Genomic DNA, 26,265 nt, shown 5'->3' on the forward strand with positions numbered 1-26,265 from the left:
TGTGCGACAGGCATTATAACCGGTTATCGGCGGCGGGCAAGCGGAGATGGCGTGTAACTGTCGATGTTTTAAGCGGTTAAGTCCGGTGGGCAAAAAAAACCGGCGCAGTTGCCTGCACCGGTGGTTTCACGCTAAACGGAATTATTTCTGTGGGCGCATCGCCGGGAACAGAATCACGTCGCGGATGGTGTGGCTGTTAGTGAACAGCATCACCATGCGGTCGATACCGATGCCCAGACCGGCGGTCGGCGGCAGGCCGTGCTCCAGCGCGGTGACGTAGTCTTCGTCGTAGAACATCGCTTCGTCGTCGCCGGCGTCTTTGGCGTTCACCTGATCGGCGAAGCGCTGCGCCTGGTCTTCGGCGTCGTTCAGCTCGGAGAAGCCGTTGCCGATTTCACGGCCGCCGATGAAGAACTCGAAGCGGTCGGTGATTTCCGGGTTAACGTCGTTGCGGCGCGCCAGCGGCGACACTTCAGCCGGGTACTCGGTGATGAAGGTCGGCTGAATCAGATGGCTTTCCGCCACTTCTTCGAAGATCTCGGTCACGACGCGGCCCAGACCCCAGCTCTTCTCAACCTTGATGCCGATGGATTCGGCGATGGCCACCGCTTTACCCATGTCGGCCAGGTCAGCCAGATCGGTTTCCGGGCGGTATTTCTTGATCGCCTCGGTCATGGTCAGCTTTTCGAACGGCTTGCCGAAGTCGAACACTTCGTCGCCGTACTGCACCTGAGAGGTGCCCAGCACTTTCTCGGTCAGGGTGCGGAACAGCGTCTCGGTCAGCTCGATCAGGTCTTTGTAATCCGCGTAAGCCATGTAGAGTTCCATCATGGTGAACTCTGGGTTGTGACGCGGAGAAACGCCTTCGTTACGGAAGTTACGGTTGATTTCGAACACGCGCTCAAAGCCACCAACTACCAGACGCTTCAGATACAGTTCCGGCGCGATGCGCAGGTACATATCGATATCCAGCGCGTTGTGGTGCGTGATGAACGGACGCGCGGACGCACCGCCCGGGATCACCTGCATCATCGGGGTTTCGACTTCCATGAAGCCGCGTTCCACCATGAAGTTGCGGATAGCCGACATCACCTGAGAACGCACCTTGAAGGTGTTGCGCGATTCTTCGTTGGCGATCAGGTCCAGGTAACGCTGGCGGTAACGGGTTTCCTGATCCGCCAGGCCGTGGAATTTGTCCGGCAGCGGGCGCAGCGCTTTGGTCAGCAGACGCAGCTCGGTGCAGTGGATCGACAGTTCGCCGGTCTTGGTTTTGAACAGCTTGCCGCGTGCGCCGAGGATATCGCCCAGGTCCCACTTCTTGAACTGGTCGTTGTACACGCCTTCAGCCAGATCGTCGCGCGCGACGTACAGCTGGATGCGGCCACCCACGTCCTGCAGCGTGACGAAGGATGCCTTGCCCATAATGCGACGGGTCATCATGCGGCCGGCGACGGTCACCTCTACGCCCAGCGCTTCCAGCTCTTCGTTGTCTTTATCGCCGTACGCGGCGTGCAGTTTGTCGGAGGTGGAGTCACGACGGAAGTCATTCGGGAACGCAATGCCGTTCTCGCGCAGGCCGGCCAGTTTCTCGCGGCGGGACTGCAGTTCGTTATTGAGATCCAGCGCCTGATCGGCGCCCTGTACTTGTTGTTCAGACATTTCTATTCCTCATAACCCGGCTTTCAAACTTGCCTCAATGAATTTATCCAGGTCGCCATCCAGTACGGCCTGCGTGTTACGCGTTTCGACGTTGGTGCGCAAATCCTTGATGCGGGAGTCATCCAGCACGTAAGAACGGATTTGGCTGCCCCAGCCGATGTCGGACTTGTTGTCTTCCATCGTCTGCTTATCAGCATTTTTCTTTTGCATCTCAAACTCGTACAGCTTGGCTCGCAGCTGTTTAAACGCTTGATCCTTGTTCTTATGCTGAGAACGATCGTTCTGGCACTGCACCACGATGTTGGTTGGCAGGTGAGTAATACGTACGGCGGATTCGGTTTTGTTGACGTGCTGACCGCCCGCACCGGAGGCGCGGTACACGTCGATACGCAGATCCGCCGGGTTGATTTCGATATCGATATCGTCGTCGACTTCCGGGTAGATGAACACCGAGCTGAACGAGGTGTGGCGACGGCCGCCGGAGTCGAACGGGCTCTTGCGCACCAGGCGGTGAACGCCGGTTTCAGTGCGCAACCAGCCGAACGCGTAATCGCCGATGATCTTGATGGTGGCAGATTTCAGGCCCGCGACGTCGCCGTCGGACTCTTCGATCACTTCGGTCTTGAAGCCCTTGGCTTCGGCCCAGCGCAGGTACATGCGCAGCAGCATGCTGGCCCAGTCCTGCGCTTCGGTGCCGCCGGAGCCGGCCTGGATATCCAGATAGCAGTCGGCGCTGTCGTATTCGCCGGAGAACATGCGGCGGAATTCCAACTGATCCAGCTTGCTCATCAGCTGATCCAGCTCGGCGACCGCTTCGTTGAAGGTCTCTTCATCGTCGGCTTCCACCGCCAGTTCCAGCAGCCCGCCGACGTCTTCGCCGCCCTGCTCCAGCTGATCGATGGTTTCAACGATGGCTTCCAGCGCGGCGCGCTCTTTGCCGAGCGCCTGTGCGCGCTCCGGCTCGTTCCACACGTCCGGCTGTTCCAGCTCGGCGTTGACTTCTTCTAGGCGTTCCTTCTTGGCATCATAGTCAAAGATACCCCCTAAGAACCGCAGTCCGCTCGGACAGGTCCTGAATTCGGTTTTTTACCGGGTTAATTTCAAACATGGTTTCGTTCTTTTACGTTGATGTCGTCGATGGCGGAATGCCATTGGAACCGCTAATTCTAACGGATCCGGGCGGCAGTTTATAGCGAGTTGGTCAGTTTTTGTGGCGATCGGGAAGGATGCGGGGGATTGGAGAGCCCAATCCCCGAATTGTGTTCAATTTCGCCTCAGCGCGGCCAAAGATGCTGGATCAGCAGCTGCACGTTGCGGTTGCCGCGAAACTCGTTGACGTCGAGCTTGTAGGCCAGTTCGACCTCGCGCACGCTGCTGTCCGGCCACAGCGTGGTGTCCACGTTGAACGCGATACCGTCGAGCAGCGGGCCGCCGCCGAGCGGTTCCACCATCAGCTTCAGGTGTTTCTCGCCCACCAGCCGCTGCTGCAGAATGCGGAACTTGCCGTCGAAGGTCGGTTCCGGAAACGCCTGGCCCCAGGGGCCTCCCTCGCGCAGCAGCTCCGCCGTCGTCAGCGACAGCTCCTGCATCGCCAGTTCGCCGTCAGACCAGATCACCCCTTCCAGCATCGCCGGATCGAGCCATTCCCCCACCAGCTCGCCGAAGCGCTGGCGGAACTCGTCGAACCGGGCCTCTTCCAGCGACAGCCCGGCCGCCATCGCGTGGCCGCCGAACTTCATCATCAGGCCGGGGTTCAGCATATCCAGCCGCTCCAGCGCGTCGCGCATGTGCAGGCCAGGCACCGAACGGCCGGAACCTTTCAGGATGCCGTCGCCCGCCGGCGCGAACGCGATCACCGGGCGGTGGAAACGCTCTTTGATACGTGAGGCGAGGATACCCACCACGCCCTGGTGCCATTCCGGGTGATACATCGCCAGCCCGTAAGGCAGCTCGGTACTGGTGCGCTCCAACTGGTCGCACAGCTGCAGGGCTTCCACCTGCATGCCCTGCTCTATCTCCCGTCGCGTCTGGTTCAGCGCGTCGAGATCGTTGGCCAGCATGCGCGCCTGCGCAATGTCGTCGCTCAGCAGCAGCGCCACGCCGATCGACATGTCGTCCAGCCTGCCAGCGGCGTTAAGACGCGGGCCGAGGGCGAAACCGAGATCGTTGGCCGCCAGCTGGCGGGCATCGCGGTTGGCCACCTCAAGCAGCGCGCGGATGCCCGGTCGGCATTTGCCGGCACGGATGCGGTTTAACCCCTGATACACCAGAATGCGGTTGTTGGCGTCCAGCGGCACCACATCGGCCACGGTGCCGAGCGCCACCAGATCCAGCAGTTCCGCCAGATTGGGCATCGCCAGCGCGCGCTGTTCGAACCAGCCGCTGTCCCGCAGCCGGGCGCGCAGCGCCAGCATCAGGTAGAACGCGACGCCCACCCCGGCCAGCGATTTGGACGGGAAGGCGCAGCCGCGCAGGTTGGGATTGACGATCGCTTCGGCCGCCGGCAGGGTCTCGCCCGGCAGGTGGTGATCGGTCACCAACACCTGCATGCCCTTGGCGTGCGCCACGTCGACGCCGGCGTGGGAGGAGATGCCGTTATCGACGGTGACGATCAGCTCCGCGCCGCGCGCCGCCGCCTGCTCCACCACCTCGGGGCTCAGGCCGTAGCCGTCTTCGAAGCGGTTCGGCACCAGGTAGTCGACGCTGGCGCCGCCCATGCTGCGCAGCGCCAGCACCGTCAGTGCAGTGCTGGTGGCGCCGTCGGCGTCGAAATCGCCCACCACCATGATGCGGCGGCCGTCGGCCAGCGCCTGTTGCAGCAGGCTGACGGCGTCGTCGATGCCGTCCAGCTGTTGCCAGGGCAACATGCCCTTGACGCCGCGTTCCAGCTCTTGCTCAGCCTGCACGCCGCGCAGGGCGTAAAGCCGGCGCAGCAGCGGCGGCAAACTGGCGGGCAGATGCGTGTCGTCCGCCGCCGGGCGGCGGCGTAGTTGCGTTTTAATACTCACCGGCGATTAACCACCGGCTTTGGTGGCGGCCTGGTGCGCATCCAGCATGGCGGCCATCTCTTTCGGCCCCTGATAGCCCGGGATCATCATGCCGTTTTCCAGGATGATCGCCGGCGTGCCCTGAATGCCGAACTGCACACCCAGTTCGTAATGCTTGCTGATGTCGGTTTTGCAGGTCGCCGGGGAGATGGCGTCGCCCTTCATGGCGGCGTCGAACGCCTTGGCCTTGTCGGCGGTGCACCAGATCGACTGCATGTCTTTCTCAGCCTGAGAGGCCAGCCCCTGGCGCGGGAACGCCAGGTAGCGCACGGTGATGCCCAGATCGTTGTACTCTTTCATCTGCTGGTGCAGCTTGTGGCAGTAACCGCAGGTGATGTCGGTGAACACGGTGATCACGTGTTTCTCTTTCGGCGCCTTGTAGACGATCATCTGATCTTTCAGCGCGTCCATCTTGCGGCCCAGCAGTTGGTTGGTCACGTTGACCGGCTCTTTGCCGCTGACGTCGAACAACGGGCCCTGCAGGATATGCTTGCCGTCTTCGGAGGCGTACAGCACGCCGCTGTCGGTCAGCACGGTTTTCAGTCCATTGACCGGTGAAGGCTGCACGTCCGCCTGCTGGATGCCCAGGCTGGCGAGCGCTTTTTTGATCGCCGCGTCATCGGCATGGGCGGCGCCGGTCACCGAAGCCACCAGCAGTGAGAGCAGCATTAAACCTTTTTTCATTGTTCCAATCCTTTCGAACCCGCCGCTCAGGCGCGCGGGTGATGCTGTTGATGTAGCTGTTTCAGTCGTTCGGTCGCTACATGAGTATAAATTTGCGTGGTAGAGAGATCGCTGTGCCCTAACAACATCTGTACGACACGGAGATCGGCCCCATGGTTCAGCAAATGGGTGGCGAACGCGTGCCGCAACACGTGCGGCGACAGACGCTCGCTGTCGATGCCCGCAAGGATGGCATAGTGTTTGATGCGATGCCAGAACGTCTGTCGGGTCATTTGCTGGCAACGGGTGCTGGGGAACAGCACGTCCAGCGTCTGGCCGTTGACCAGCCACGGGCGGCCGTGCTCCAGATAATTTTCGATCCAGTAGACCGCCTCTTCGCCCAGCGGCACCAGCCGCTCCTTGTTGCCCTTGCCGATCACCCGCACCACGCCCTGGCGCAGGCTGACGTCGCTGATGCTCAGCCCCACCAGTTCGGAAACTCGCAGCCCGGTGGCGTACAACACTTCGAGCATCGCCTTGTCGCGCAGTTCCAGCGGCTGATCGACGCAGGGCGCCTGCAGCAGCGCATCGACCTGCGCCTCGCTCAGATCCTTCGGCAAACGCTGCGGCAGCTTGGGAGACGCCAGCTGCGCGGTGGGATCGTCGGCGCGCAGCTTTTCGCGGTACAGGTACTGAAACAGGCGGCGCATGGCGCTCAGCAAACGCGCGGAGCTGGTGGCCTTGTAGCCGCCGTCCACCCGCTCGGCGAGAAACGCCTGCAGATCCAACGCCTGCGCCTGCAGCAAGGCGGTGTTTTGCTGGCCAAGCCAGGTGCCCAGCGCCTGCAAATCCAGCCGGTAGGAGGCCAGCGTATTTTCCGCCAGATTGCGCTCAAGCCACAGCGCATCCAGGAATTGTTCAATCAGCGCATGGTCTTGCTGTTGCACGCGGTCCTCTCTTTGTTGCATTTCCACCCGCGCCATTATGCCTTAAGCCGACGCAAATCAGGTATACTCGCTGCAATTCTCTAAACGGCAACGTAACGGTTTACACATGAAGATTGGTCTGTTTTACGGCTCCAGCACCTGCTACACCGAGATGGCGGCAGAAAAAATCCGTGAGATTCTGGGTGAAGACCTGGTCGACCTGCACAACCTGAAAGACGTCTCTCCCAAGCTGATGGAGGACTATTCCATACTGATCCTCGGCATCCCGACCTGGGATTTCGGCGAACTGCAGGAAGACTGGGAAGCGATCTGGCCGCAGCTGCCGGCGCTGGATCTGAAAGGCAAAATCGTCGCCATGTACGGCATGGGCGATCAGCTCGGGTACGGTGAGTGGTTCCTTGACGCGCTGGGCATGCTGCACGATCACATCGCGCCGCTGGGCGTGCAGTTCATCGGCTTCTGGCCAACCGAGGGCTTCGAGTTCACCAGCCCCAAACCGCTGAGCGCCGACGGCAAACACTTCGTCGGCCTGGCGCTCGATGAGGTCAATCAATACGATCTGAGCGAAGAGCGCCTGCAGCAATGGTGCGAACAGATCCTGCTGGAAATGGAGCCGCTGCTGTAGCCGCTATCGGGCGCTCAACGCGCCCGATTTCCCCCGCTTATTTCCACAGACGGAAGCGTGGTTCGTCTTCGCCGGCCGGCGTCTCCTTTGCCAGACGCGCCGGATCGGCCACCTGATACCAGTCCAACTTGCGCGTCAACAGCATAATGCCCGCCAGAATGGCGAACAGCAGCCCCGCCCCCAGCACCAACGCATTGTCCTCCGACTGCAGCAGCAAATAGAGCACGCCGTACAACAGCAATAGGCTCGCGGCGAACAGCGCACCGCGCAGCTTGCCGCGCAGCACGGCGCTCAGGTAGAAGCCGATCAGTCCGCTGCAGGCGATGCTGGCCGCCAGGTAAGCGAGAGCGAATCCCAGGTGTTCGGAGAAGGCCAGCAGAATCAGGTAGAACAACACCAGCGCCGCGCCGACCAGCAGGTATTGAATCGGGTGCACCCGCAGCCCGGTCAGGGTTTCGAACAGGAAAAACGCCATAAACGTCAGCCCGATAAACAGCAGCGCGTATTTGACCGCGCGCTCGGTCAACTGATAGTGATCGACCGGTTCGACCAGGCTGGCGCTGAAGGCCGGCAGCTTGTCCTCGTCGATAATGCCATCGTCGTAATGGAACGCACTGTTGATGTTGTTGGCGAACCAGGTGCTGCGCCAGCGAGCGCTAAACCCTTGCTCCGTCACCTTGCGTTCGTCCGGCAGGAAGTTGCCGAGGAAATTCGGGTGCGGCCAGTTGCTTTGCAGCTGCAGCTCGCTGCTGCGCCCCAGCGGCACCAGTGACAGGCTGCTGGTGCCCGCCAGCGTCAGGGTGAAGTCGGCGCTCAGCCCCGCTTTTTGTTGCAGCGCCGCCAGCGTCAGCGGTGCGTGGATCCCCTGGCGCAACGATCCCACGCCGGTGCCCGGCTCAAACGCCACCGGCTGCGGCGTTGCCAGCGGGGAAATGCTCTTGATGCCGCGAGAGTCGCTCAGCGCCACCAGCAGGAACGGCTGGCCGACGGTCACGTTGGCGCGTTGCAAATCCGCCAGCTCCGGCTGGCCGAAACGCACCTTGAAGTTCAGCGGCCCCTGGTAAACCTGCGTCTGATAAATGCCCAACTTGCGCACTTCCACATTCGGCGCCCCCTGCACCTGAAGCGACTCCGGCAGCAAATAGCGGTGATGCTGCACCCGCTGCACCACCGTTTGCCCTTTCTCGTCTTTTTTTTCTTCTCGTTCAACATAAGGAATTACAATCAACGGGCCGAGCACGCGCTGCGCCCCGCTGGTGCTTTCGCTCACCTGCCCGACCACGCTTTGCCGATAGCCGCTGCGTTCGTCGATCACGCTCATCAGTTGGGCGATGGGGATCAACATCACCACCATCAATCCCAGCAGCGTGGTTATTTTCCAGAAAAGTACCGATTTCATCATGCTCGCTCCTCGTAGGTAATGAGGCCACGATAAAACCCGCAGGTGAAATCAGAATGTGGTTATGTGAAGGGAAGGTGAAGTCACAGCGATAACCTGAACGTCGCTTCCACCCCGTGCGGCCGGCGGTTGCGCAGGTGAATGCCGCCATGATGCAGACGGGCGACCTCCTGCACGAAGTTCAGCCCCAGCCCGCTGCTTTTTGGCCGTTCGGCGCGCGGCAACGAATAAAAGCGCTCGAACACCTTATCGAACGCATAGTCAGGAATGCCGCTGCCGTCGTCGCAAACGCTGATGCAGTAATGCTGTTCCCGCCGTTCTCCTCGCACGCTGACGCAACCGCCCGGCGGGGTAAAGTCGATCGCGTTGTCCAGCAGGTTGGTCAGCGCCTGGCTGATCAGCAACGCATCGCCGTTCAGCGTCACCTCCGCCAGCGCCTCCAGCCGCAACCTGACGCCGCGCTGCGTCGCCTGCGCCTCTTTACCCGCCACCGTCTGGTCGATCAACGCCGCGATCGCGATGGGCGCAGTCTCCATTTCTGGCCGGCTCTCCAGCCGCGCCTGCACCAGCAGTTTATCCACCAGTTGCTGGATGCGTGCGCTTTGCTGCTCGATATTGGTGAGAAAACGCCGGGCGGTTTCCGGCGGCGGCAGCTCCTGCAATAGCTCCGCCGCGCCCCTGATCGCCGCCAGCGGGCTTTTCAGCTCATGCGTCAGGGCATGCGCATATTGTTCGATATAGGCTTTGCCTTCCAGCTTCAGGCGCATGCTCTCCAGCGCCTGCGCCAGCTGGGTCAGTTCCCGGCCGCCCACTTTGGGCAATGGCGCATTTTCGCCCTGCGCCACCCCATCGGCATAACGCACCAGCCGGCCTATCGACCGGTTGATCCACCAGACGAACACCGCCCCGATCAGCAGAGCGATCCCCAGCAGCAACGCGCCGGCCCACAGAATGCGCCGTTCGCTGCGCTTGATCACCGGCGCCATGGTGCTGTTGGGTTTACCCACGGTGAGCACGCCGATAATGCGCCCTTGTTCTATCACCGGCGCGGCCACATACATCACCGAACTGTTTTCATCCTGCGGGTCGCTGCGGGTGCTGCGGGCGCCGTACTGGCCGCGCAGCGTTCGATAAACGTCATTCCAGCGCGAATAATCCTGCCCCTGCGCGCGGCCGGCGGAATCGAAGATGACCCGGCCCTGGGCATCGGTAAGATAGACGTGGTATTCACTGCGGTCCTTGCGGATGCCGGAAATGTTGGCGCCGATCGGCCGCTGATTCAGCTGCGTAAACGCCTGCGCCAGTTGGCCATGCGCCGCATCGCCGCGCTGCATGTCCTGACGGGCGATCTGCGCCAGCAGGTTGGCGGTGTCCACCAGCGTGCCTTCGGTAGCGCGCCGCACGCCGGGCTTCACTTCCTGGACGAAAATGCTCAGCACGAAGTACCCGGCCACCGCTACGATCAGAAAGTACCCCAGCAGCAGGCGCAGGCCAATTTTCATGGCTGGCGGCTCACGCTGTAGCCCAATCCGCGGTGGGTGTGGATCGGCGGTTCACCGGGTTCAACCGCACGCAGCTTGGCGCGCAGCGTTTTGATGTGGGTATCGACGGTGCGATCCAGGCTTTCTTCCGCCTGCGCCCAAACGCTTTCCATCAGTTGCTGCCGCGAGAACACCCGTCCAGGCGCCAACAGCAGCGTCTTCAGCAGCAGGTATTCGTAACGGGTCAGCGGCAGCGGCCGCTGATGGTAGGAGATGGTGGCCGCGTCTTCGTCGAGCGCGAAAGCGCCGAAATGGTAGGGCGCGCTCTGCTGCAGGCGCTGCTGCTTGTGCAGGCGACGCAAAATGGTGCGCACCCGCGCGCTGACCTCGCGAGGAGAGAACGGCTTGGCGACATAGTCGTCAGCGCCGATCTCCAGCCCGATCAGGCGATCCACTTCATCACTGCGGGCGGTGAGAAACAGAATCGGCAGGTCGGCCGCCTGAGCCAGCAGGCGGCGACACAATTCAAAGCCGTTGATATCCGGCAAACCGACATCGAGGATAGCGAGCGCGGGCGCGCCTTGCGCCAGCGCCTGCAACGCCGGTTCCGCGCGTTCGAACCAGCGCACCGCGAAGCCTTCGCTCTCCAGCGTGTAAACCAGCGTATCGGCAATGCTGGGTTCATCCTCCACCAACCAGAGTACGGGTTTCATCAGGGATCCTCGCCGTCACCCGCCGGCGGATACAGCAACAGCTGCCGCAGGTGGCGCCACTCCTCTTTGCTCATGCAGTCGGAAGCCAGCCACAGCCGGCGGCGCTTTTTGCCCTCCATCGGCAGCAGCGTCAGCAGCATGCCGTAACCCGGCATCCACGGTTTTTTCGCCAGCCGCCACTCGCGGCCGTGCCAGCTGAAGCGCCGGTCCGCCAGCAGCCGCAGCTCGCCCTGCGCCGCGGCGATGCGCTTCTGGCTGCGAATGCACTGAAACACCACCAGCGTCAGCAGCACCAGCCAGAGCGGGCCAAAACCTTCCGGCCAGGGCGAAATCAGGATCAGCAGGATCAACACGCCGTGGGTCAACAGTGAAAACAGCTGGGTGCGCCAGGAAATGCGGATATCACATCGCCACTGGGCCACGGTCTTTATTTCGCGTTTGGATCAGGGTCACCATTCTCTGCAGCTCGCCGTCCTGCGGCGCGCCATGATTCATCAGCCAGTTGAACAAATCGGGATCGTCGCACTCCAGCAGGCGGATAAACAGCGCCTTGTCCGCGTCATTCAGGCTGTCGTATTCGTACTCGAAGAACGGCATGATGGAGATGTCCAGCTCGCGCATGCCACGGCGGCAAGCCCAGTGAATTCGTGCTTTGTTGTTAATATCCATGTTGTTATGACTCACCTCTTTTCAGCGCGGCAGCGCCAGCGCAGGGTTCAAATGACACACTGTATGGCAACGCCGTCGCAATATAATTCCATCAGCCGGGGATCTGTCTGCAAGGGTGCCCTGGCCGCAAGCCTATAGAGTAACAATTTGACATACACGCCGGGAAGGCGCTTTGCTGCGGAAAGCGTAATAAAGCGCAAAATGCCAAAAAAAGCGCCCCCCGGCGCCGCGGCGCGAATAACAGTTTGCAAAGCCCGCCGCCTCTTTTACCATGGGTTCAATACCCTTCAGGTAAGCTAAACGTTGAGCAGGAACTTACTATGGCGCATAACATTCCATTCCCACCCCGTCAGCCCTCCGCTTCCACCCATCTGCCCCTCACGCTGATCTCGCTGGAAGATTGGGCGCTGGTGACGCTGAACGGGCCGGACACGGTGAAATATCTCCAGGGCCAGGTGACGGCGGACATCGACGCGCTGGCGGCCGATCAACACGTGCTGTGCGCCCACTGCGACGCCAAGGGCAAAATGTGGAGCAACCTGCGTCTGTTCCACCGTAGCGAAGGCTTCGCCTATCTGGAACGCCGCAGCGTGCTGGACAGCCAGCTGGCGGAAATCAAAAAATACGCGGTGTTCTCCAAAGTCACCATCGCCGCCGATAACGACGCGGTGCTGCTGGGCGTCGCCGGTTTCCAGGCGCGCGCCGCGCTGGCGGATCTGTTCGCCACGCTGCCGAGCGCCGAGCACCCGGTAGTGCAGGACGGCGAGACCACGATCCTGCACTTCAATGCGCCAGCGGAACGTTTTCTGCTGGTGACCCGCCCCGCCGTGGCCGAACAGCTGATCGGCAAACTGCATGACCAGGCGGAACTGAATGACAGCAGCCAGTGGCTGGCGCTGGAGATCGAGGCCGGTTATCCGGTTATCGACGCCGCCAACAGCGCGCAGCTGATCCCGCAGGCCACCAACCTGCAGGCGCTGGAAGGCATCAGCTTCAGCAAAGGCTGCTATACCGGTCAGGAGATGGTGGCGCGCGCCAAATTCCGCGGCGCCAACAAGCGTGCGCTCTACTGGCTGGAAGGTAAGGCGGCCCGCGCCCCGCAGGCGGCGGAAGACCTGGAGCTGCAGCTGGGTGAAAACTGGCGCCGCACCGGCACCGTGCTGGCGTCGAGCCAACTGGCCGACGGCAGGCTGTGGGTGCAGGTGGTGATGAACAACGATTTGGACGCCGACAGCAAGCTGCGGGTGCGCGAGGATGCCGCCAGCCAGCTGGCGATCAAACCGCTGCCGTATTCGCTGGCCGAAGAGAAATAATCCGTCGGCCGCAGGCGCCCTGCCTGCGGCCGTCTTCGTTACTCGTCCAACTCCCCGTCGCGCTGCACCAGATAAATCAGCACCAGAATGATGGTGACGAAGAAGCGAAACGCATCGGGCACGCCGTTCCACTGTTTCGACATCCACATGCCAAACCACTCGCCCCCAATCGACATAAAGCCGACCTGCCAGGTGAGGAAGCCCAGCGTCAGCCCCACTACCGCCAGCTTTTTCCTGCCGTTGAAAGCTTTAGCGGGCAGTTTCAGGCCGCACAGCAAGCGCAGGCCGCCGATCCAGCACAGCAGCGCGGTCAGGCTCTCCAGCGCAATGATGAAGATATAGCCGGCGTGATGCAGCCACGGCGTTTGTATCGAACGGTAGCCGATGGTGGCGTCGGGGAAAATGGTGTCCATCATAAAGACGTGGCGCACGAAGGCGAAGTTGGAGCCGTAATCGGTGATATTGCCGAAGGCCACCAGCGAAGCGAACAAAGCGATAGCGCAGACCAGCAGCGCTTTGGATAAGCGAACGATCATTGTGATGAGTCCTGAACAAAGTTAAGAGAAAGAGTATGCGGGCTCAGAAATGAAAGAACGGGCTTGCTGGATACCCGAAAGAAGCAAGCGCCTATTTTTTAAAACAAAAGAGGCGCCCGTTCAATACGCATTCAGACGTAGCGATAACGTTTAGACGTAGAGGTAGATCGCCATGAAATGGCAGGCGCTGCCGCCGAGCACGAAGGCGTGCCAGATGGCGTGGCCAAAGCGAATGCGCTTGGAGGCGTAGAAAATCACGCCGAGGGTATAGACCACCCCGCCGATCGCCAGCAGCGTGACGCCGCCGGCCTCCAGCCGCGTAACCAGCTGATAAATCACGATCAGCGACAGCCAGCCCATCGTCAGGTAGGTTACCAGCGACAGGGCTTCAAAGCGGTGGGCGAAGGCCAGCTTGAACAGCACGCCCAGCAGCGCCAATCCCCAGATTACCGCCATCAGGCCCTTCGCCAACGGCGAATCCAGCCCCACCAGCAGAAACGGGGTGTAAGTCCCGGCAATCAGGAGATAAATGGCGCAGTGGTCAAATTTTTTCAGCCAATGCTTGGCCTTCTGATGCGGGATCGCATGGTACAGCGTGGAAGCGAGAAACAGCAGGATCATGCTGCCGCCGTACAGGCTGTAACTGGTGATGGCCGTCGCATCGGCGCCGGTATTCACCGCCTGCACCAGCAGCAACACCAGGCCGACGATACCGAACACCAGCCCGATGCCGTGGCTGATGCTGTTGGCGATCTCTTCCGCCCACGGATAAGCCGAGGCGACAATCTTATTGTTCCCGGCTTTCACTACGTCCGTTTTCCCCATAACGCGCAACCCCTCAAAATGCCCTGCTTTGTGCGAAATTAACGCAAAGCAGCTTAACTGAGAATAATTCCAGTGTACACGTGTACGCTAAAATAAAAATGTGAACGCGTGTAACCATCGAAATCGCCCGCCCGGTGGTCTACAATCGTCAGGCTTCAACCCACCCACCTTGAGGTTTACACCATGTCATCCGCTGTACCCGCGTTAGATTTCGGCTCAATGACCCAGGTCATCCAGTTCCTGATGGAAATCGATAAGTTGAAAGGCGTGCAACGCCGCACCAAAGTGCTGGGCACCCAGCGCCAGGAAAACTCCGCCGAACACAGTTGGCACTTCGCCATCGCCGCCATGAGCCTGGCGCCCTACGCCGGTGATGACGTAGACATTCAGCGCGTGATCCAGATGGCGCTGCTGCATGACATTGTGGAAATCGACGCCGGCGACGTGCTGGTCTACGATCTGGCGGCCCGCGCGGCGATCCACGATCAGGAAGTGGCAGCGGCGCGCCGCCTGTTCGGCATGTTGCCGGAGGCTCAGCACGAGTATTTCACCGCTTTATGGCAGGAATATGAAGATGGCGAAAGCGCCGATGCACGCTTCGCCTTGCTGCTGGATCGCACCATGCCGATGCTGATGAACCTGCACAATGAAGGCCAGAGCTGGGTAGAGAACGGCATCAGCCTGGAGCAGGTGCTGGCGCGCAATGCATCGATCGCCGACGTGCACCCCGAGCTGTGGCACCACATGGAGCAACACCTGCGGGATGCGCAGCGCAAAGGCTGGTTGAAGTAATAGTATATGCTGCAGTGAATACACTGCAGCCTGTTTATTTCACCCGACGGCGGCTCCATACTTGCTTTTAGACGTCATCGCAGCGGTCAGTTCAAGCAAACCCAGCCCCGGCACGGGATATGTGTCTCATACTTGCTTAACCCCAGGTTCTCTCCTTTACTTACCTTTTTCGCATCCATTTCTTTGGGGAAAGTCATGAGCTCACTTCTCGTTCAACGCGATGTCGCCGCATTATTTTATGCCGTCATAGGAAAAAAAGCCGACATTAAAGATATCGATTATTTTTCAAAAAAATTGGCACAAGAAAACCTCTCCCTTGCTGCATTAACAAATAAATTAATCAATTCTGAATTAGGTCAATCACGCCTGTCGCAATTAAATAACAGTGAAAAAATACAGTTTATTTACCATAATCTTCATGGTGCCGACGCATCGGAGGAAATACTCGCTTACCTTCTCAGCCAATTGGAAAAAAGTGGCGATCTCGGAAGCCTTGCGGCTTACATGAACAACGAACTTTTGCACTACTCCGGGCAAGAAGTCATTTTAAAAGAACAACAAGCCGCGTTGATTGAAACCGTCAATCAAACGCTATTCCCCTCTTTTAACGGCTCAGTATCAGACGGAGCCGAATGGGTGCAGGGTTTTTATTATGCAGTGAAATCAACGATGACATCCGATGGTATAAACTATTGGGGCAACGTGATAAATAAGCACCCTGAACAGTTAAATCTGATTGCACAAAAATTTGTCGATGGTAAAAAAACGTTGTCGAACCTTAGCGACAATGATTTCGTCATCAAAATTTATGAAAATATTTTTGGATCAACCCCCGATAACAACCAACTACAAAAATATACTGCCGGGTTAACTATCAATACGGAAAACCGTGGCGATGTTATAGTACGAATGATTAATGACATCCGCAATGATGACACCAGCGAACATGCTGATGCCAAAGCAATTTTTTTGGCTAACACGCATGTTTATGCTGCCGGAGAGTTACCGGCACCGGAGTATCAAGAGGCCATAACTGCAATATACTTGAGCATTGCCGGTTATTATATTGATGCCAATGCATTGGATACCTACAGTAAGCAATTAGCCGCAGGGCGCTCTGAGAGTGATATCCTCGCCATGTTCGCTAAGCAGCCTGCATTCGCCAAAGCCGTCTCATATCAGATAATATTCAGTAATTTATGGGGAAGACCCATGACGACAGCCGAGTCTGTCGCAATTATGAACGAAAGTGGCAATGATGCACTGAAGGCAACACTGGCGGTATTGGCGCACTTTCGTGCTAATGAGAGTATTATTTCAGGCAATGGCGGAGCTCCGGGCAGTTATGCGGTCCAACAATTCGAAAAAAAGATCGGAGCCAATTTAAACTATGTCAAACAGGGGGTACTGACAAAAAGTGATGAAAACGGAGCATTAACGGGAACAATAAATAATCATGGCGTCGAACATGTTATTTCCAATGCTGAGTTACTCATGCTGAATGACATTACGTTGAACGTCATGAAATCAGGCACTGTCGACATTAGTCAATTGAATGGGTGGCATACCCTTACCATTGACGGTACTGAGAATGTTTTGCTGAAGTTGTTCACGCAAGCGCTCAATAATATTAATATATTCCTGAAAAACCCGAATGTCACCTTGGCAAACCCTATTACTGGGAACAATCAAAACGTTATCATCACGGCAGATGCGGATATGGCGCATGCCACCGGTGAGCTTCGATTCAATTTTGCAAAAAATATCAATGTACAGTGGCAAGGCAATAGCATCAATGACGGCGCCAATAGCGTTAGCAATACTTTCAAAATTAAGGGGTATGACCAAGGTTCGGTATTAACGGCTAACCTCATCACCAAGAATGTGTATCTCACCACAGGTAGCGATGGTACGCTTTCCGGCACGATTGCCACCAATGTAGGTAATTTTACGCTTTTCCCCCAGATCGATTTGGCGGGCTATCGCGGTACGGGTTCTATCTACCTTGACGGACAATTAGTCGGCAACGAGGGCAGGCACGTATTTGATATCGGCCTCTTGGCCGATCCCTCTATCGCTAACATACACAACAAGGATTATAAGCATATCACCGACCTGAAAGCCCCCGAGCTTTGGGATCCTGCGTGGGGAATGCCAAACGGTTTTACGGGTTCATACGGTTTTGCGCTGTCTGGCTTTGCCGATAACGTTACGGTGATTAATGTGCCGGTAGATTCATTTATGGATGCCCCTTTTAGCCAACGCGCTCTGGAAATCACCGGTAATGCCGGTGAAAACAGCCATATTACCTTCGAGTACGCCCCTGATTACCGTTATAAAAATTTTTCACCCGTGATGACAATTAGTTTTGATGCGAAAAATATAGTTCACGCTGATGCCGGCACTTTATCGTTCAAAACCAATACGGTCTATATTGACTCTGGCATTCCAGAGGTCAGAGAGTTTTTGGAAATATCATCCAAGGGAGATGCGGAAAACACCCTACGCCTTGAGGGCCATGACAACCATATCAGTGAAATTAACATTACCGGTGATAAGGCGCTTAACCTCACCATCAAAAACAATTTCAGCGAAGAATTGAAATCCATCACCAGTCACATGGCTAATAGCACACCGCTGCATTTGACCATGGAACAAGGGGGAACCGGCGGCGGGCAGTTCTATCAGCTGCTAAAACAATTAGACGGACTGACGGGATACGATGCCATCATGTCCCAATTGGCCGGTTACCAACTGTCGATCGCCAACGATGCCCCTACGACCAGCGGCATCCAGGCTAATCATATCTACAACGTAATGGGCAATACGAGTCTGGCAACCGGCAAAGGCGCTGATACGGTGGTATTCAACCACAGTACCATTGATAACATGGTCACCTTTAACGATTACGAAAACAGCAGTACGCAAAATGCATCATGGGTTGAAGGCGACAACATTGCCGTCGGTGATATCGACCGGCAGTGGCTCTTTTCCGCGGGTGGCAGCAAGACTATCGATCTCGTCGGCAGCTTATCCCTGAATGAGCTGACAGTGCTACTCTCCGGAATGAATGTCCAGACGAATACGACTCCGCAACAATTGTTCATTGAACTGGTATCTACAGTCACTCAAGGCCACAGTCAGAGTGCATTGAGCGAAGTCAGCGCCTTATCGTTGAATGGATTCTATTTTGTGATGGTGGATAAGAATCTGAATCACAGTTTGGACAACGATGACATTATTTTTGGTCTCACAAACGACAATGCCTTCAACATGGCCCATTACGATTCACCCGTTCTGGAAATTAATGGCATTGGCAGTTTTACCCATGATGCCCTCGCTGCATAGCTGCTATTTATCATGCACAACTTTCACGCCGGGCTTTGACCCGGTGTGAAAGTTACTACGGTTTGTGCGCCCTCCCCTTCGCGGCAATCACTGCCCCCAGCGCGCTCAGTAACGCCCCCAGCATGCAGTCCAACAACGGCCCGGCATAACGTACCCGGGGCAGAAACGGTTCGGTGATGAGTGCCGCCTGCGGGATGCGCAGCGCAAAGGCTGGTTGAAGTAAGTAAACCAGGCCGCCGCCGCAGCCCGTTATCGTCACGCGAACGCCCGTTGGCGTTCCAACGCCTCCTCATAGCTCGGCATCGATCCCGCCGCCCCGGCGCGCTCCACGCAGACCGCCGCGTAGGCGGCGGCGAAGCGCACCGCATCGGCTAACGGCACCTGATTCGCCAGCTGCGCCGCCAGGGCGCCGTTAAACGCATCGCCCGCGCCGGTGGTGTCTTTCGGCTGCGCCGGAAACGCCGGGATCAGCTCGCTGTTTTCCCCGTCCGAGAACAACGCTCCCTGCGTCCCCAGGGTCACGATCAGCAAGCGAATGCCCTTGGCGTGCAGCACCTGCGCCGCCTGGCGCGCCGAAGCCGCATCCCGCACCGGCACGCCGGTCAGCAACGTACACTCGGTGGCGTTGGGCGTCAGCATATCAACCTGCGCCAACAGGCTGTCCGGCACCGGCTGAAACGGCGCCGGGTTGAGAATGATGAACGTCTGCGCCTCGCGGGCGATGGCGATCACCTGCTCAATCGCCGGCAGATTGTTCTCCAGCTGGGTCAACAGAATGTCCGCCGCGGCGATCGCCGGCCGGCACTGGCGCACCTCATTTTCGCTGACCGTCAGGTTGGCGCCGGGATCGACGGCGATCATGTTCTCCGCCTCCTCGCCGGCAACATAGATAAGCGCATTGCCGGTCGGGCAATCGCCGGTCGAGAACAGCGTCACCGCATCGAAACCGGCGGCGGCGAGATGGCGCCGGGCAAAGGTGCCGAAGTCGTCGCGCCCCACCTTGCCGATATAATGCACCCGCGCCCCGGCGCGCAGCGCGGCGGTGGCCTGGTTGGCCCCCTTACCGCCCGCCCCCATCATGCTGTTGCGGGCGATCAGCGATTCGCCAGGCTGCGGAAAGCGCGCCATGCCGGCGACGATATCCAGGTTGAACGAACCGAACACGCAGACTTTGCCTTTCATTGCGGGTACTCCCTGCTCAATTGGAAATGGCGCCGGGCGGCCAGGCAGGCGCCTTTGCTGCCGGTCTCATCGCTAAGGCGGCTGATAGAGATCGCCAGCCCCTGCGCCGGCTGCGGCTCGCGCAGATGGCGGCGGATCTCTTGCTCCAGCTGCGCCAACGGGAAACCGCTCATGGCGATCACGCCGCCGCCCAGGATCAGCCGCTCTGGATCGAGCACGTTCATTTCGATGGCGATGGTCTGCGCCAATCGTTCGACGAAGCGCCGCAGATCCGGATGCTCGCCGTGGCGTTCGAACAGCCGTTCGAACGGCGTTTGCGCCGCGTTGGCGCGCGCCCAGCCGGTCAGCCAGTGACCGGAGGTCAGGCTCTCGACGCAGCCCCGTTTACCGCACGGGCACTCGCCCTGATGGCCCGGCCAGGGTATGTGCCCCAGCTCGCCGGCGGCGCCGTGCGCCCCGTGGTAAAAATTGCCGTTAAGCCACAGGCTATTGCCCATGCCGGTGCCCAAATACAGCCCTACCGCCACCTGCGGCAGCGCCGGCAGCTGCTGCAAGTCCCACCACAGCAGGTGATTGACGTCTTTATCCATCCGCACCGGCAGCGCCAGCAAATCGGCCAACAGCGCCGCCACCGGCTGAGCATCCAACGCCGGAATGAACGGCAGCGACAGCACCCGCGAGCGATCGCGGCTGAGGATACCCGGCAGCCCCAGCATCACCTGCGCCACCTGACGATCCTGGCAATGCCCGGCGATCAGGCGGCCCAACGCCGCCAGCGGATCGGCCTGCCGTGCCCAATCGGCGGTCGCTATCTTGCGGTAACCGCTGAACTCGCCGTCATCATCCATCAATAGCAGGCGGGTGTTGGTGCCGCCGACGTCTACGCCAAGAAAATGCCGCATCATGTCCCCCGCCTCAGGCCGCCTGCCGCATCTGATCCAGCATTTTTTCCCATGCCGTCTCCAGATCCGGATCGAGGTTGAACAGCCCGGAGCTGCCGACGATCAACACTTCCGCGCCGGCGCCCATCAGATCGCGGTAGGTGCGCTGATTGCAGGATCCGTCGATCTCGATCAGATAGCTCAGGTTTTGTTGGCGTTTCAGATCGCGCAACTGGCGGATCTTTTCCAGCATTTCGGGAATGAACGGCTGCCCGGCATAGCCCGGATCGACGGTCATCACCGTAACCTTGTCCAGCAGATGAAGGTAGTGGCGGATAAACTCCACCGGCGTAGCCGGGTTCAGCACCACACCCACTTTTTTGCCCAGCGCGCGGATCTGGTTGATCACCCGGAACGCGTCGCGGTTGATGGTTTCAGCGTGCGGGCAGATAAAGTCCGCGCCGGCGCGGGCGATCGGGTCGATAAAATCGGTCGGGTTCTCCACCATCAGATGCACGTCCAGCAGCAACGAGGTGTGCGGGCGGATCTGTTCGATAAAGAACGGCGACAGCGTGATGTTTTTAACGTAGTGCCCGTCCATGATGTCGATATGCAGCATATCGGCGCGGCAGTTCAGCACCGCCAATTGCTGCCGGATATCCATCAGGTTCATGCACATCAGTGAAGGTGAAATCTGGTATTTCATTAGCGTTATCCTGTGCAAAAGGGAAAAGGATCAGTGGCCTGCCGCGGCTCTGGCCTGGGCCGCGCTGCGGCGCATCGCCCGCCGCTGCCGATAGCGATGGCGGAAAAACTTCAGCGCCAGCACCGCAATCAGCACCGCGCCCCACATCGCCAGACTGAAGTGCGGGCTGACGTTCATCAGGTTCAAACCGGTGGCGATCACCTGCAGCACGATCAGCGCCAGCACCACGCCGCTGACCCGGCCAAAACCGCCGAACGGATCGGTGCCGCCCAGAATGATCGCCAGCACCGTCAGCAGCAGGTAAGAGTCGCCGTAGCCCATGCGCGCCGAGTTGAAGCGCGCCATCATCACCAGCCCGGCAATGACGCACAGCAGGCTGGAGAGGGTGTAAATGGCGATCAGCACCCGATGGGTATTCACGCCGCTGAAGTGGGTGGCGTTGATGTTGCTGCCGCTCATGTAGATGCATTTGCCGAGCCGGGTTTTCTGCAAGAACAGCGCCAGCAGCACGGCGACCGCCAGGAAGATCAGGAGCGGTACCGGTACGCCCAGCACGCGCTCGGCGCCGATAAACCGCACGATCTCCGGCATGCCGCTCAGGGCCGCGCCGCGCGTCAGGTAGATGCCGATGCCGTTGACCGTAGTCATGGTCGCCAGCGTCACCAGAATCGGATGCGCGCCGACGTAGGCCACCAGCGCGCCGGTCGCCGCGCCGATCGTCACGGCCAGCAGCATCGCCGCCGCCAGCGCCAACACCAGCCACAGCGCCTGCAATCCCAATCCGGCGTCCGGCGGCAGATAGCTGATGAACAGCCAGGCCATCAGCAGGCTGGTCAGGTTGGCGCTGGCGATAATGCACAGGTTCAGGCCGCCGCTGAGGATCGGGATGAACATCGCCAGCGTCAGCAGGCCCAGCTCCGGCAGCTGGAACGCCACGCTGGTGAAGGTGGCGCCGCTGAAGAAGCGCCCCGGCATCAGCAGGCTGAAGGCCAGCACCACCGCCACCAGCAGCGCCAACAGGCCGACGGCGGTGCCGTCCGGACGAAATTTCAGGTAGTTGCCCATCAGGCGCTCCTCAGGCGAAACCGACGTCGGTTTCTTTGCGTTTCTTGTAGTGAGTGACGGTGATCGCCGCGACGATCACCAGGCCGATCACCACGTTCATGAAGTAGCTGGACACGCCGATCAGGTTGAGGCCGTTTTTCAGCACGCCGATCAGGAATACGCCCATCAGCGTGCCGATCACGCTGCCCTTGCCGCCGTTCAGACTGGCGCCGCCCAGCACCGCCGCCGCCAGTACGTCGAGCTCGCCGCCCACCAGCGCATTGGGCACCACCTCCCCCATGCGGTACACCTGCACCAGGCCGCCGATCGCCGCCATCACGCCCAGATAGCCGTAGGCGAACAGGTGCAGCAGGCCGACGCGAATGCCGATGCGCCGCGCCGATTCCGCATCGCCGCCGACGGCAAACAGCTGGCGCCCGAGGTGCGTCTTGTTCAGCAGCAGCCAGGTCAGCAGCGCCACCGCCAGCATCACCAGCGTCGGCAAACCGAGCTGATAGCTCTGTTCACCCAACTGGAACGGCAGCAAGCTGCGCGGCAGCGTCCACCAGTCCGGCAGCGCGTACAGACTGCGGCCGTTGGTCAGCCACATCAGCATGCCGAACAACAACGCCTGCATACTGATGGTGACGATGATCGAAACGATGCGCAGGCAGTAGATCAGCAGCGCGTTAACCATGCCCAGCGCGGCGCCGATCGCCAACGCCAGCAGAATGCTGCCCGCCGGGCTGGCCAGGCCGTAATGGGTCGCCAGCGTGGCGATCAGGTACTGCACCACCGAGGCCACCGCAGCGAAGGAGATATCGATGCCGCCGGTCACCAGCACCACGAACAGGCCGAGGGCAAAGATGCCGCTCACCGCATAGCTTTCGCAGAGATCGAGCAGGTTTTGCACCGTTAAAAACTGCTCGCTGAGCAGCGAAAAGACGATGACCGTCAGCAGCAGCACCCAGGCCAGGTAGCCTTCGTTGCCGCGCGGTTTCAGGCTGAATCTACGCATTGACCGCCTCCGCCAGCTGTTGCTGACTCACCTGCCCCGGCAGGTACTCGCCGATCACGCTGCCGCCGCTGAAGTGCAGCACCCGATCGCAGTTGTAATACACCTCCGGCACTTCGTCGGAGATCAGCAAAATGGCGATCCCCTCCTGCGCCAGCAGATGGATCAGTTGGTAGATGCTGGCCTTGGCGCCGACGTCGACGCCGACGGTCGGCGAGTCGAGGATCAGGATCCGCGGCTGGGTCAGCACCCACTTGGCCAACACGATCTTTTGCTGATTGCCGCCGGACAGCGTCGAAACCGCCTGCTCCGGATCCGCCACCCGCACGCCGAGTTTGGCGATCCACTCCGCGACGATGCGATTCTTGCGGTAGTCGTCAATCAGGCGAAAACGCCCGCGCAGCTTATCAAGAATGGTCAGCACCGCGTTGTCCGCCACCGACTGTTGCTGCACCAGGCCGAGCGTCAGGCGATCCTCCGAGACGTAGCCGATGCCGGCCTTGATCGCGTCCTCATGGCCGCGAAAGCGCACCGGTTTGCTGTCGAGGTAGAGCTTGCCGCTGTCCGGCCGGGTCATGCCGAACAGGCTCAGCGCCAGCTCGGTGCGCCCGGAGCCGAGCAGCCCGCATAGACCGAGCACCTCGCCCTGATGCAGCCGGAAGCTCACGTCCTGATATTGCCCGGCGCGGCTGAGGCGATCCGCCTCCAGCAGCACCCGATCCTTATTCATGCTGGGTGACTTCAGGCGATAGTCCAGCTTCAGACCGGTCATCAGCTCGGTCAGACGATCGCCGGTGATCTCCGCCGCCGGCCAGGTCCCGATCTTGTTGCCGTCGCGGATCACCGTGACGCGATCCGAAATCTCCAGCACCTCGTCCAGCCGGTGGCTGACGAACACCACGCAGATGCCTTTCGCTTTCAGGTAATCCACCGTGCGCAGCAGCTGATTGACCTCGGTGCGGGTCAGCGAGGCGGTCGGTTCATCCATGATCACTAGCCGCGCCTCCGCCACCAGCGCGCGGCAGATCGCCACCTGCTGCCGCTGGGCGATCGGCAGCTCCGCCACCCGTTTGTCGAGATCCAGATGGAAACTCAGCTCTTGCAGCAGGCGCTCGGCGGTGCGCCGCAGCCGTGCCGGGCGGTACCATCCCAGCAGCCCATGCAGGTTGTGCTCGAAGGCGATGTTTTCCGCCACCGTCAGGTTGGGAAACAGCGACAGATCCTGGTAGATCACCTGAATGCCGAAGGCGCGCGCCTGATCCGGCGACAGCCGGCCGAAGGTTTGCCCGTCGATGGTGATGCGGCTGCCGTCGTCCGGTTGATACACGCCGGCGATCGCCTTGATCAACGTACTCTTGCCGCAGCCGTTGGTACCGGCCAGGCAGTGCACTTCCCCCGGCATCAGCGCCAGCGAGATAGCGTTCAGCGCACGCTGCCCGCCAAAGGTCATCGACAGCTGTTGCAGCGCGATCAGCGGCGCGCCCTGGGTTGCCGTATTGCCGGAAATCGCCATGATTACAGCCCCATCTTCACCAGCTTCGGCAGGTTTTGCTTATCCAGACTTTCGGTGGCGTTGCCGAGAATGGTGTGCTGCTGTGCATCCACCTGCACCTTGCCCATGCCTTCGATGGTCATGCCGTCGGTGATCTTTTCTCCCTTGTGCATCATGTCGGCGATGCGCACGAACACTTCGCCCGCCACCATCGGGTTCCAGATGTAACCGCCCTTGATGGCGCCGCGATTGACCAGCGAAGCGCCCTGGCCCGGGCTGAACGGCCCGATGACGCAGATATCGTTGCTTTTGCCGCGGTTGAGCACCGCGCGCCCGGCGCCGATCGGCCCCTGCGATCCGAACGCCAGCACGCCTTTCAGATCGGGATATTTGGCCATCAGATCGTTGGTGGTGCGCACGCTGTCATCCAGCGATTCCCCCACGCCGAACTTGTCGCCCACCAGGTGCATGTTCGGGTAGTGCTGCTTCTGGTAGTTGATGGCCGAGTCCGACCAGGTGATATGCAGCGGCACCGTCAGGCTGCCGACGTACACCGCGTACTTGCCCTGCTCTTTCATGCAGGCGGCCAGCGCTTTCATGTGGTTGACCCCGTGCTGCGAGGCGTCCACTAGCTCAAAGTCCCAGTCGGCGTACTTCTGGCCGGGGGATTCGTGTACGATCACCTTGATGCCCGCCTCCTGCGCGCGCTTGAGCACCGGCTCCAGCACCCGGGCGTCGTTCGGCACCACGCCGATGATGTCCACCTTCTGCGCGATCAGATCTTCGATGGCGCGCACCTGCAGCGCCGGATCCGCCGCCGTCGGCCCGACCATCCAGGCGTCGATGCCGCGTTTGGCGCCTTCGTTTTTGATGCCGGCCTCCATGGCGTTGAACCACGGAATGCCGCCGATCTTCACCACCACGCCCATTTTCAGCTTGTCCGCCGCCTGCGCGGATAGCGACAGCAGCAGCGAGGCAAACAGACCGACCAGTACGGATTTTTTCATTGTTCTCTCTCCACAAGTGTTGGCTGTAAATAAGGGGGTTTCGTTGTTGTTATCGCGCCGCCCTTTTCGCGGCGGGTGAAACTTCAATCACGTCGACGTTGTTCCAGGCCAGTTCCTGACGAAATTCGTCGTCGCTGAGCCGATCGGTGATTAAGGTATCTATCTCCCGGTAGTGGCAGATGCGCGCGAACGAGCGGCGGCCGAACTTGTTGCTGTCCACCAGCAGGAACTTGCGTTCCGACGCCAGCAGCATCTGCTGCTTCAGCCGCGCATGGTGCTCGTTGCTTTCGCGGATGCCGCCGTCCTGGCAGATGCCGTGGCAGGAGAAAAACAGCTTGTTGATCACGAACTCTTTCAGCATCTGCTCCGCCAGCACGCCGATAAAATCCTCATACTTGGCGGAATACTCGCCCCCCAGTCCGATGGTGCGCACGTTGGCCTTGCAGGCCAGCGTCTGGATGATGTGCAGCGAGTTGGTCAACACCACCAGCGAGATATCCGGCAGTTGGCGCGCCAAAAACCAGCTGGTGGAGCTGCTGTCCAGCAGCAGGCAATCCCCCGGCGCGATAAACTCCAGCGCGCGTTTGGCGATGCGCGTCTTCTGCTCCGGCGCCTCGTTGCTGCGCTGGCGGAAAGATTCCCCCTGGTCTATCTCGGCGGGCACATAGGTTTTCTCCACCGCCGGCGGCTCGACGAACACCGCGCCGCCGTGGCTGCGCAGCAGCAGGCCGCGCCGTTCCAGCAAGGCCAGATCACGCCGCGCCGTCTCGATAGAGATGTGGCACAGCTGCGCCACCTCCTGCACCATCACGCGGCCGCGCTGGCTCAAGACTTCGGTGATAAAACGATGACGTTCTACAGGCAGCATGTTTCTTTTCTCCTCCAGGACGATGACTACGATATCGATTTGCCGCGCCGCGT

At 59.8% G+C, this 26,265-nt stretch carries 25 protein-coding genes; 4 read left to right on the forward strand and 21 right to left on the reverse strand.

The annotated features are described in order from the left end of the window. Window positions 1-141: 141 nt before the first annotated feature. From lysS to xerD, 5 genes are all read right to left on the reverse strand, one after another. Window positions 142-1,659, reverse strand: a complete 1,518-nt coding sequence (gene lysS, locus ACJ8HH_RS22290; RefSeq protein WP_033649459.1) for a lysine--tRNA ligase — start codon at window positions 1,657-1,659, stop codon at window positions 142-144. Between the two features lie 9 nt (window positions 1,660-1,668). Next, a protein-coding gene (gene prfB / locus ACJ8HH_RS22295; protein ID WP_096242572.1) for a peptide chain release factor 2 occupies window positions 1,669-2,767 on the reverse strand; the annotation gives its coding sequence in 2 pieces (ribosomal slippage) (window positions 1,669-2,691 and window positions 2,693-2,767; 1,098 coding nt in all). A 166-nt stretch (window positions 2,768-2,933) separates the two neighbouring features. Further along, window positions 2,934-4,667, reverse strand: coding sequence for a single-stranded-DNA-specific exonuclease RecJ (gene recJ, locus ACJ8HH_RS22300; protein ID WP_033649458.1), 1,734 nt, complete (start codon window positions 4,665-4,667; stop codon window positions 2,934-2,936). Window positions 4,668-4,673: 6 nt separating this feature from the next. Then, a complete protein-coding gene (dsbC, locus tag ACJ8HH_RS22305; protein WP_033649457.1) occupies window positions 4,674-5,390 on the reverse strand; it encodes a bifunctional protein-disulfide isomerase/oxidoreductase DsbC in 717 nt (238 codons plus the stop codon). A 26-nt stretch (window positions 5,391-5,416) separates the two neighbouring features. Then, window positions 5,417-6,316 (reverse strand): site-specific tyrosine recombinase XerD, encoded by a 900-nt coding sequence (xerD, locus tag ACJ8HH_RS22310; protein WP_033638574.1) that lies wholly within the window; start codon window positions 6,314-6,316, stop codon window positions 5,417-5,419. 106 nt (window positions 6,317-6,422) lie between these two features. Here xerD and fldB point away from each other — a divergent pair, with 106 nt between their 5' ends. Then, entirely contained in the window at window positions 6,423-6,941 is a 519-nt protein-coding gene (fldB, locus tag ACJ8HH_RS22315; RefSeq protein WP_033635825.1) for a flavodoxin FldB, read from the forward strand. Window positions 6,942-6,978: 37 nt separating this feature from the next. On the opposite strand, the gene creD is transcribed toward fldB, so the two are convergent. The 5 genes from creD to sdhE form a co-directional block, all read right to left on the reverse strand. Further along, window positions 6,979-8,343 carry a cell envelope integrity protein CreD gene (gene creD / locus ACJ8HH_RS22320; protein WP_041036554.1) on the reverse strand — a complete coding sequence of 455 codons (1,365 nt, stop codon included), beginning with the start codon at window positions 8,341-8,343 and terminating at the stop codon, window positions 6,979-6,981. Between the two features lie 80 nt (window positions 8,344-8,423). Continuing rightward, complete coding sequence (gene creC / locus ACJ8HH_RS22325; protein WP_033649455.1) at window positions 8,424-9,842, reverse strand: two-component system sensor histidine kinase CreC; 1,419 nt, start codon at window positions 9,840-9,842, stop codon at window positions 8,424-8,426. Beyond that, window positions 9,839-10,534, reverse strand: coding sequence for a two-component system response regulator CreB (gene creB, locus ACJ8HH_RS22330; RefSeq protein WP_033649454.1), 696 nt, complete (start codon window positions 10,532-10,534; stop codon window positions 9,839-9,841). Before creB ends, creC begins: the two co-directional genes overlap by 4 nt. Continuing rightward, the gene (locus ACJ8HH_RS22335) at window positions 10,534-10,956 is read right to left on the reverse strand and encodes a protein YgfX (RefSeq protein ID WP_033649453.1); all 423 of its coding nucleotides are present in this window, start codon (window positions 10,954-10,956) and stop codon (window positions 10,534-10,536) included. Before ACJ8HH_RS22335 ends, creB begins: the two co-directional genes overlap by 1 nt. Then, on the reverse strand, window positions 10,937-11,203 hold the full coding sequence (gene sdhE / locus ACJ8HH_RS22340) for an FAD assembly factor SdhE (protein ID WP_004931679.1): 267 nt from the start codon (window positions 11,201-11,203) through the stop codon (window positions 10,937-10,939). Before sdhE ends, ACJ8HH_RS22335 begins: the two co-directional genes overlap by 20 nt. Window positions 11,204-11,523: 320 nt before the next feature. On the opposite strand from sdhE, the gene ygfZ reads away from it, so the two are divergent. Then, the gene (gene ygfZ / locus ACJ8HH_RS22345; RefSeq protein ID WP_033649452.1) at window positions 11,524-12,516 is read left to right on the forward strand and encodes a tRNA-modifying protein YgfZ; all 993 of its coding nucleotides are present in this window, start codon (window positions 11,524-11,526) and stop codon (window positions 12,514-12,516) included. A 38-nt stretch (window positions 12,517-12,554) separates the two neighbouring features. Here the strand turns inward: ygfZ and ACJ8HH_RS22350 are convergent, their stop codons facing one another. Both ACJ8HH_RS22350 and trhA read right to left on the reverse strand, forming a co-directional pair. Further along, window positions 12,555-13,052: a DUF2165 family protein gene (locus ACJ8HH_RS22350; RefSeq protein WP_033649451.1), complete on the reverse strand. Its 498-nt coding sequence runs from the start codon at window positions 13,050-13,052 to the stop codon at window positions 12,555-12,557. A gap of 150 nt (window positions 13,053-13,202) precedes the next feature. Beyond that, window positions 13,203-13,877 carry a PAQR family membrane homeostasis protein TrhA gene (gene trhA, locus ACJ8HH_RS22355; protein ID WP_033649450.1) on the reverse strand — a complete coding sequence of 225 codons (675 nt, stop codon included), beginning with the start codon at window positions 13,875-13,877 and terminating at the stop codon, window positions 13,203-13,205. A 183-nt stretch (window positions 13,878-14,060) separates the two neighbouring features. On the opposite strand from trhA, the gene ACJ8HH_RS22360 reads away from it, so the two are divergent. Further along, a complete protein-coding gene (locus ACJ8HH_RS22360; RefSeq protein WP_089187461.1) occupies window positions 14,061-14,669 on the forward strand; it encodes an HD domain-containing protein in 609 nt (202 codons plus the stop codon). Between the two features lie 195 nt (window positions 14,670-14,864). Continuing rightward, a complete protein-coding gene (locus tag ACJ8HH_RS22365) occupies window positions 14,865-18,017 on the forward strand; it encodes a DUF4214 domain-containing protein (protein ID WP_089187462.1) in 3,153 nt (1,050 codons plus the stop codon). A 55-nt stretch (window positions 18,018-18,072) separates the two neighbouring features. Here ACJ8HH_RS22365 and ACJ8HH_RS22370 read toward each other — a convergent pair whose 3' ends face one another. The 9 genes from ACJ8HH_RS22370 to ACJ8HH_RS22410 are packed head-to-tail and all read right to left on the reverse strand — an operon-like array spanning window position 18,073 to window position 26,212. Beyond that, window positions 18,073-18,276 carry a hypothetical protein gene (locus ACJ8HH_RS22370; RefSeq protein WP_048321924.1) on the reverse strand — a complete coding sequence of 68 codons (204 nt, stop codon included), beginning with the start codon at window positions 18,274-18,276 and terminating at the stop codon, window positions 18,073-18,075. After that, entirely contained in the window at window positions 18,273-19,199 is a 927-nt protein-coding gene (rbsK, locus tag ACJ8HH_RS22375) for a ribokinase (protein ID WP_033649447.1), read from the reverse strand. Before rbsK ends, ACJ8HH_RS22370 begins: the two co-directional genes overlap by 4 nt. Beyond that, window positions 19,196-20,104, reverse strand: a complete 909-nt coding sequence (gene alsK, locus ACJ8HH_RS22380; RefSeq protein WP_033649446.1) for an allose kinase — start codon at window positions 20,102-20,104, stop codon at window positions 19,196-19,198. The genes rbsK and alsK overlap by 4 nt, the downstream gene beginning before the upstream one ends. Window positions 20,105-20,114: 10 nt before the next feature. Beyond that, complete coding sequence (alsE, locus tag ACJ8HH_RS22385) at window positions 20,115-20,786, reverse strand: D-allulose 6-phosphate 3-epimerase (RefSeq protein ID WP_033649445.1); 672 nt, start codon at window positions 20,784-20,786, stop codon at window positions 20,115-20,117. A gap of 30 nt (window positions 20,787-20,816) precedes the next feature. Next, window positions 20,817-21,851, reverse strand: coding sequence for an ABC transporter permease (locus ACJ8HH_RS22390; protein ID WP_033649444.1), 1,035 nt, complete (start codon window positions 21,849-21,851; stop codon window positions 20,817-20,819). 10 nt (window positions 21,852-21,861) lie between these two features. Then, window positions 21,862-22,848, reverse strand: a complete 987-nt coding sequence (locus tag ACJ8HH_RS22395) for an ABC transporter permease (RefSeq protein ID WP_197766311.1) — start codon at window positions 22,846-22,848, stop codon at window positions 21,862-21,864. Then, window positions 22,841-24,358 (reverse strand): sugar ABC transporter ATP-binding protein, encoded by a 1,518-nt coding sequence (locus tag ACJ8HH_RS22400; protein ID WP_033649443.1) that lies wholly within the window; start codon window positions 24,356-24,358, stop codon window positions 22,841-22,843. The genes ACJ8HH_RS22395 and ACJ8HH_RS22400 overlap by 8 nt, the downstream gene beginning before the upstream one ends. Before the next feature lie 2 nt (window positions 24,359-24,360). Then, window positions 24,361-25,344: a substrate-binding domain-containing protein gene (locus tag ACJ8HH_RS22405; RefSeq protein ID WP_060452062.1), complete on the reverse strand. Its 984-nt coding sequence runs from the start codon at window positions 25,342-25,344 to the stop codon at window positions 24,361-24,363. A gap of 49 nt (window positions 25,345-25,393) precedes the next feature. Continuing rightward, complete coding sequence (locus tag ACJ8HH_RS22410; RefSeq protein ID WP_004931653.1) at window positions 25,394-26,212, reverse strand: DeoR/GlpR family DNA-binding transcription regulator; 819 nt, start codon at window positions 26,210-26,212, stop codon at window positions 25,394-25,396. Window positions 26,213-26,265 lie beyond the last annotated feature (53 nt).

Origin of the sequence: Serratia sp. CY32780 (assembly GCF_052169135.1) — a bacterium.
Lineage (GTDB): Bacteria > Pseudomonadota > Gammaproteobacteria > Enterobacterales > Enterobacteriaceae > Serratia > Serratia sarumanii.

Coding starts and splice junctions, on each gene's coding strand:
- lysS (WP_033649459.1), bottom strand. CDS start 1,659: ATGTCTGAACAACAAGTACAGGGCGCCGATCAGGCGCTGGATCTCAAT.
- dsbC (WP_033649457.1), bottom strand. CDS start 5,390: ATGAAAAAAGGTTTAATGCTGCTCTCACTGCTGGTGGCTTCGGTGACC.
- fldB (WP_033635825.1), top strand. CDS start 6,423: ATGAAGATTGGTCTGTTTTACGGCTCCAGCACCTGCTACACCGAGATG.
- creD (WP_041036554.1), bottom strand. CDS start 8,343: ATGATGAAATCGGTACTTTTCTGGAAAATAACCACGCTGCTGGGATTG.
- creC (WP_033649455.1), bottom strand. CDS start 9,842: ATGAAAATTGGCCTGCGCCTGCTGCTGGGGTACTTTCTGATCGTAGCG.
- creB (WP_033649454.1), bottom strand. CDS start 10,534: ATGAAACCCGTACTCTGGTTGGTGGAGGATGAACCCAGCATTGCCGAT.
- sdhE (WP_004931679.1), bottom strand. CDS start 11,203: ATGGATATTAACAACAAAGCACGAATTCACTGGGCTTGCCGCCGTGGC.
- ygfZ (WP_033649452.1), top strand. CDS start 11,524: ATGGCGCATAACATTCCATTCCCACCCCGTCAGCCCTCCGCTTCCACC.
- ACJ8HH_RS22350 (WP_033649451.1), bottom strand. CDS start 13,052: ATGATCGTTCGCTTATCCAAAGCGCTGCTGGTCTGCGCTATCGCTTTG.
- trhA (WP_033649450.1), bottom strand. CDS start 13,877: ATGGGGAAAACGGACGTAGTGAAAGCCGGGAACAATAAGATTGTCGCC.
- ACJ8HH_RS22360 (WP_089187461.1), top strand. CDS start 14,061: ATGTCATCCGCTGTACCCGCGTTAGATTTCGGCTCAATGACCCAGGTC.
- ACJ8HH_RS22365 (WP_089187462.1), top strand. CDS start 14,865: ATGAGCTCACTTCTCGTTCAACGCGATGTCGCCGCATTATTTTATGCC.
- rbsK (WP_033649447.1), bottom strand. CDS start 19,199: ATGAAAGGCAAAGTCTGCGTGTTCGGTTCGTTCAACCTGGATATCGTC.
- alsK (WP_033649446.1), bottom strand. CDS start 20,104: ATGATGCGGCATTTTCTTGGCGTAGACGTCGGCGGCACCAACACCCGC.
- alsE (WP_033649445.1), bottom strand. CDS start 20,786: ATGAAATACCAGATTTCACCTTCACTGATGTGCATGAACCTGATGGAT.
- ACJ8HH_RS22390 (WP_033649444.1), bottom strand. CDS start 21,851: ATGGGCAACTACCTGAAATTTCGTCCGGACGGCACCGCCGTCGGCCTG.
- ACJ8HH_RS22395 (WP_197766311.1), bottom strand. CDS start 22,848: ATGCGTAGATTCAGCCTGAAACCGCGCGGCAACGAAGGCTACCTGGCC.
- ACJ8HH_RS22400 (WP_033649443.1), bottom strand. CDS start 24,358: ATGGCGATTTCCGGCAATACGGCAACCCAGGGCGCGCCGCTGATCGCG.
- ACJ8HH_RS22405 (WP_060452062.1), bottom strand. CDS start 25,344: ATGAAAAAATCCGTACTGGTCGGTCTGTTTGCCTCGCTGCTGCTGTCG.
- ACJ8HH_RS22410 (WP_004931653.1), bottom strand. CDS start 26,212: ATGCTGCCTGTAGAACGTCATCGTTTTATCACCGAAGTCTTGAGCCAG.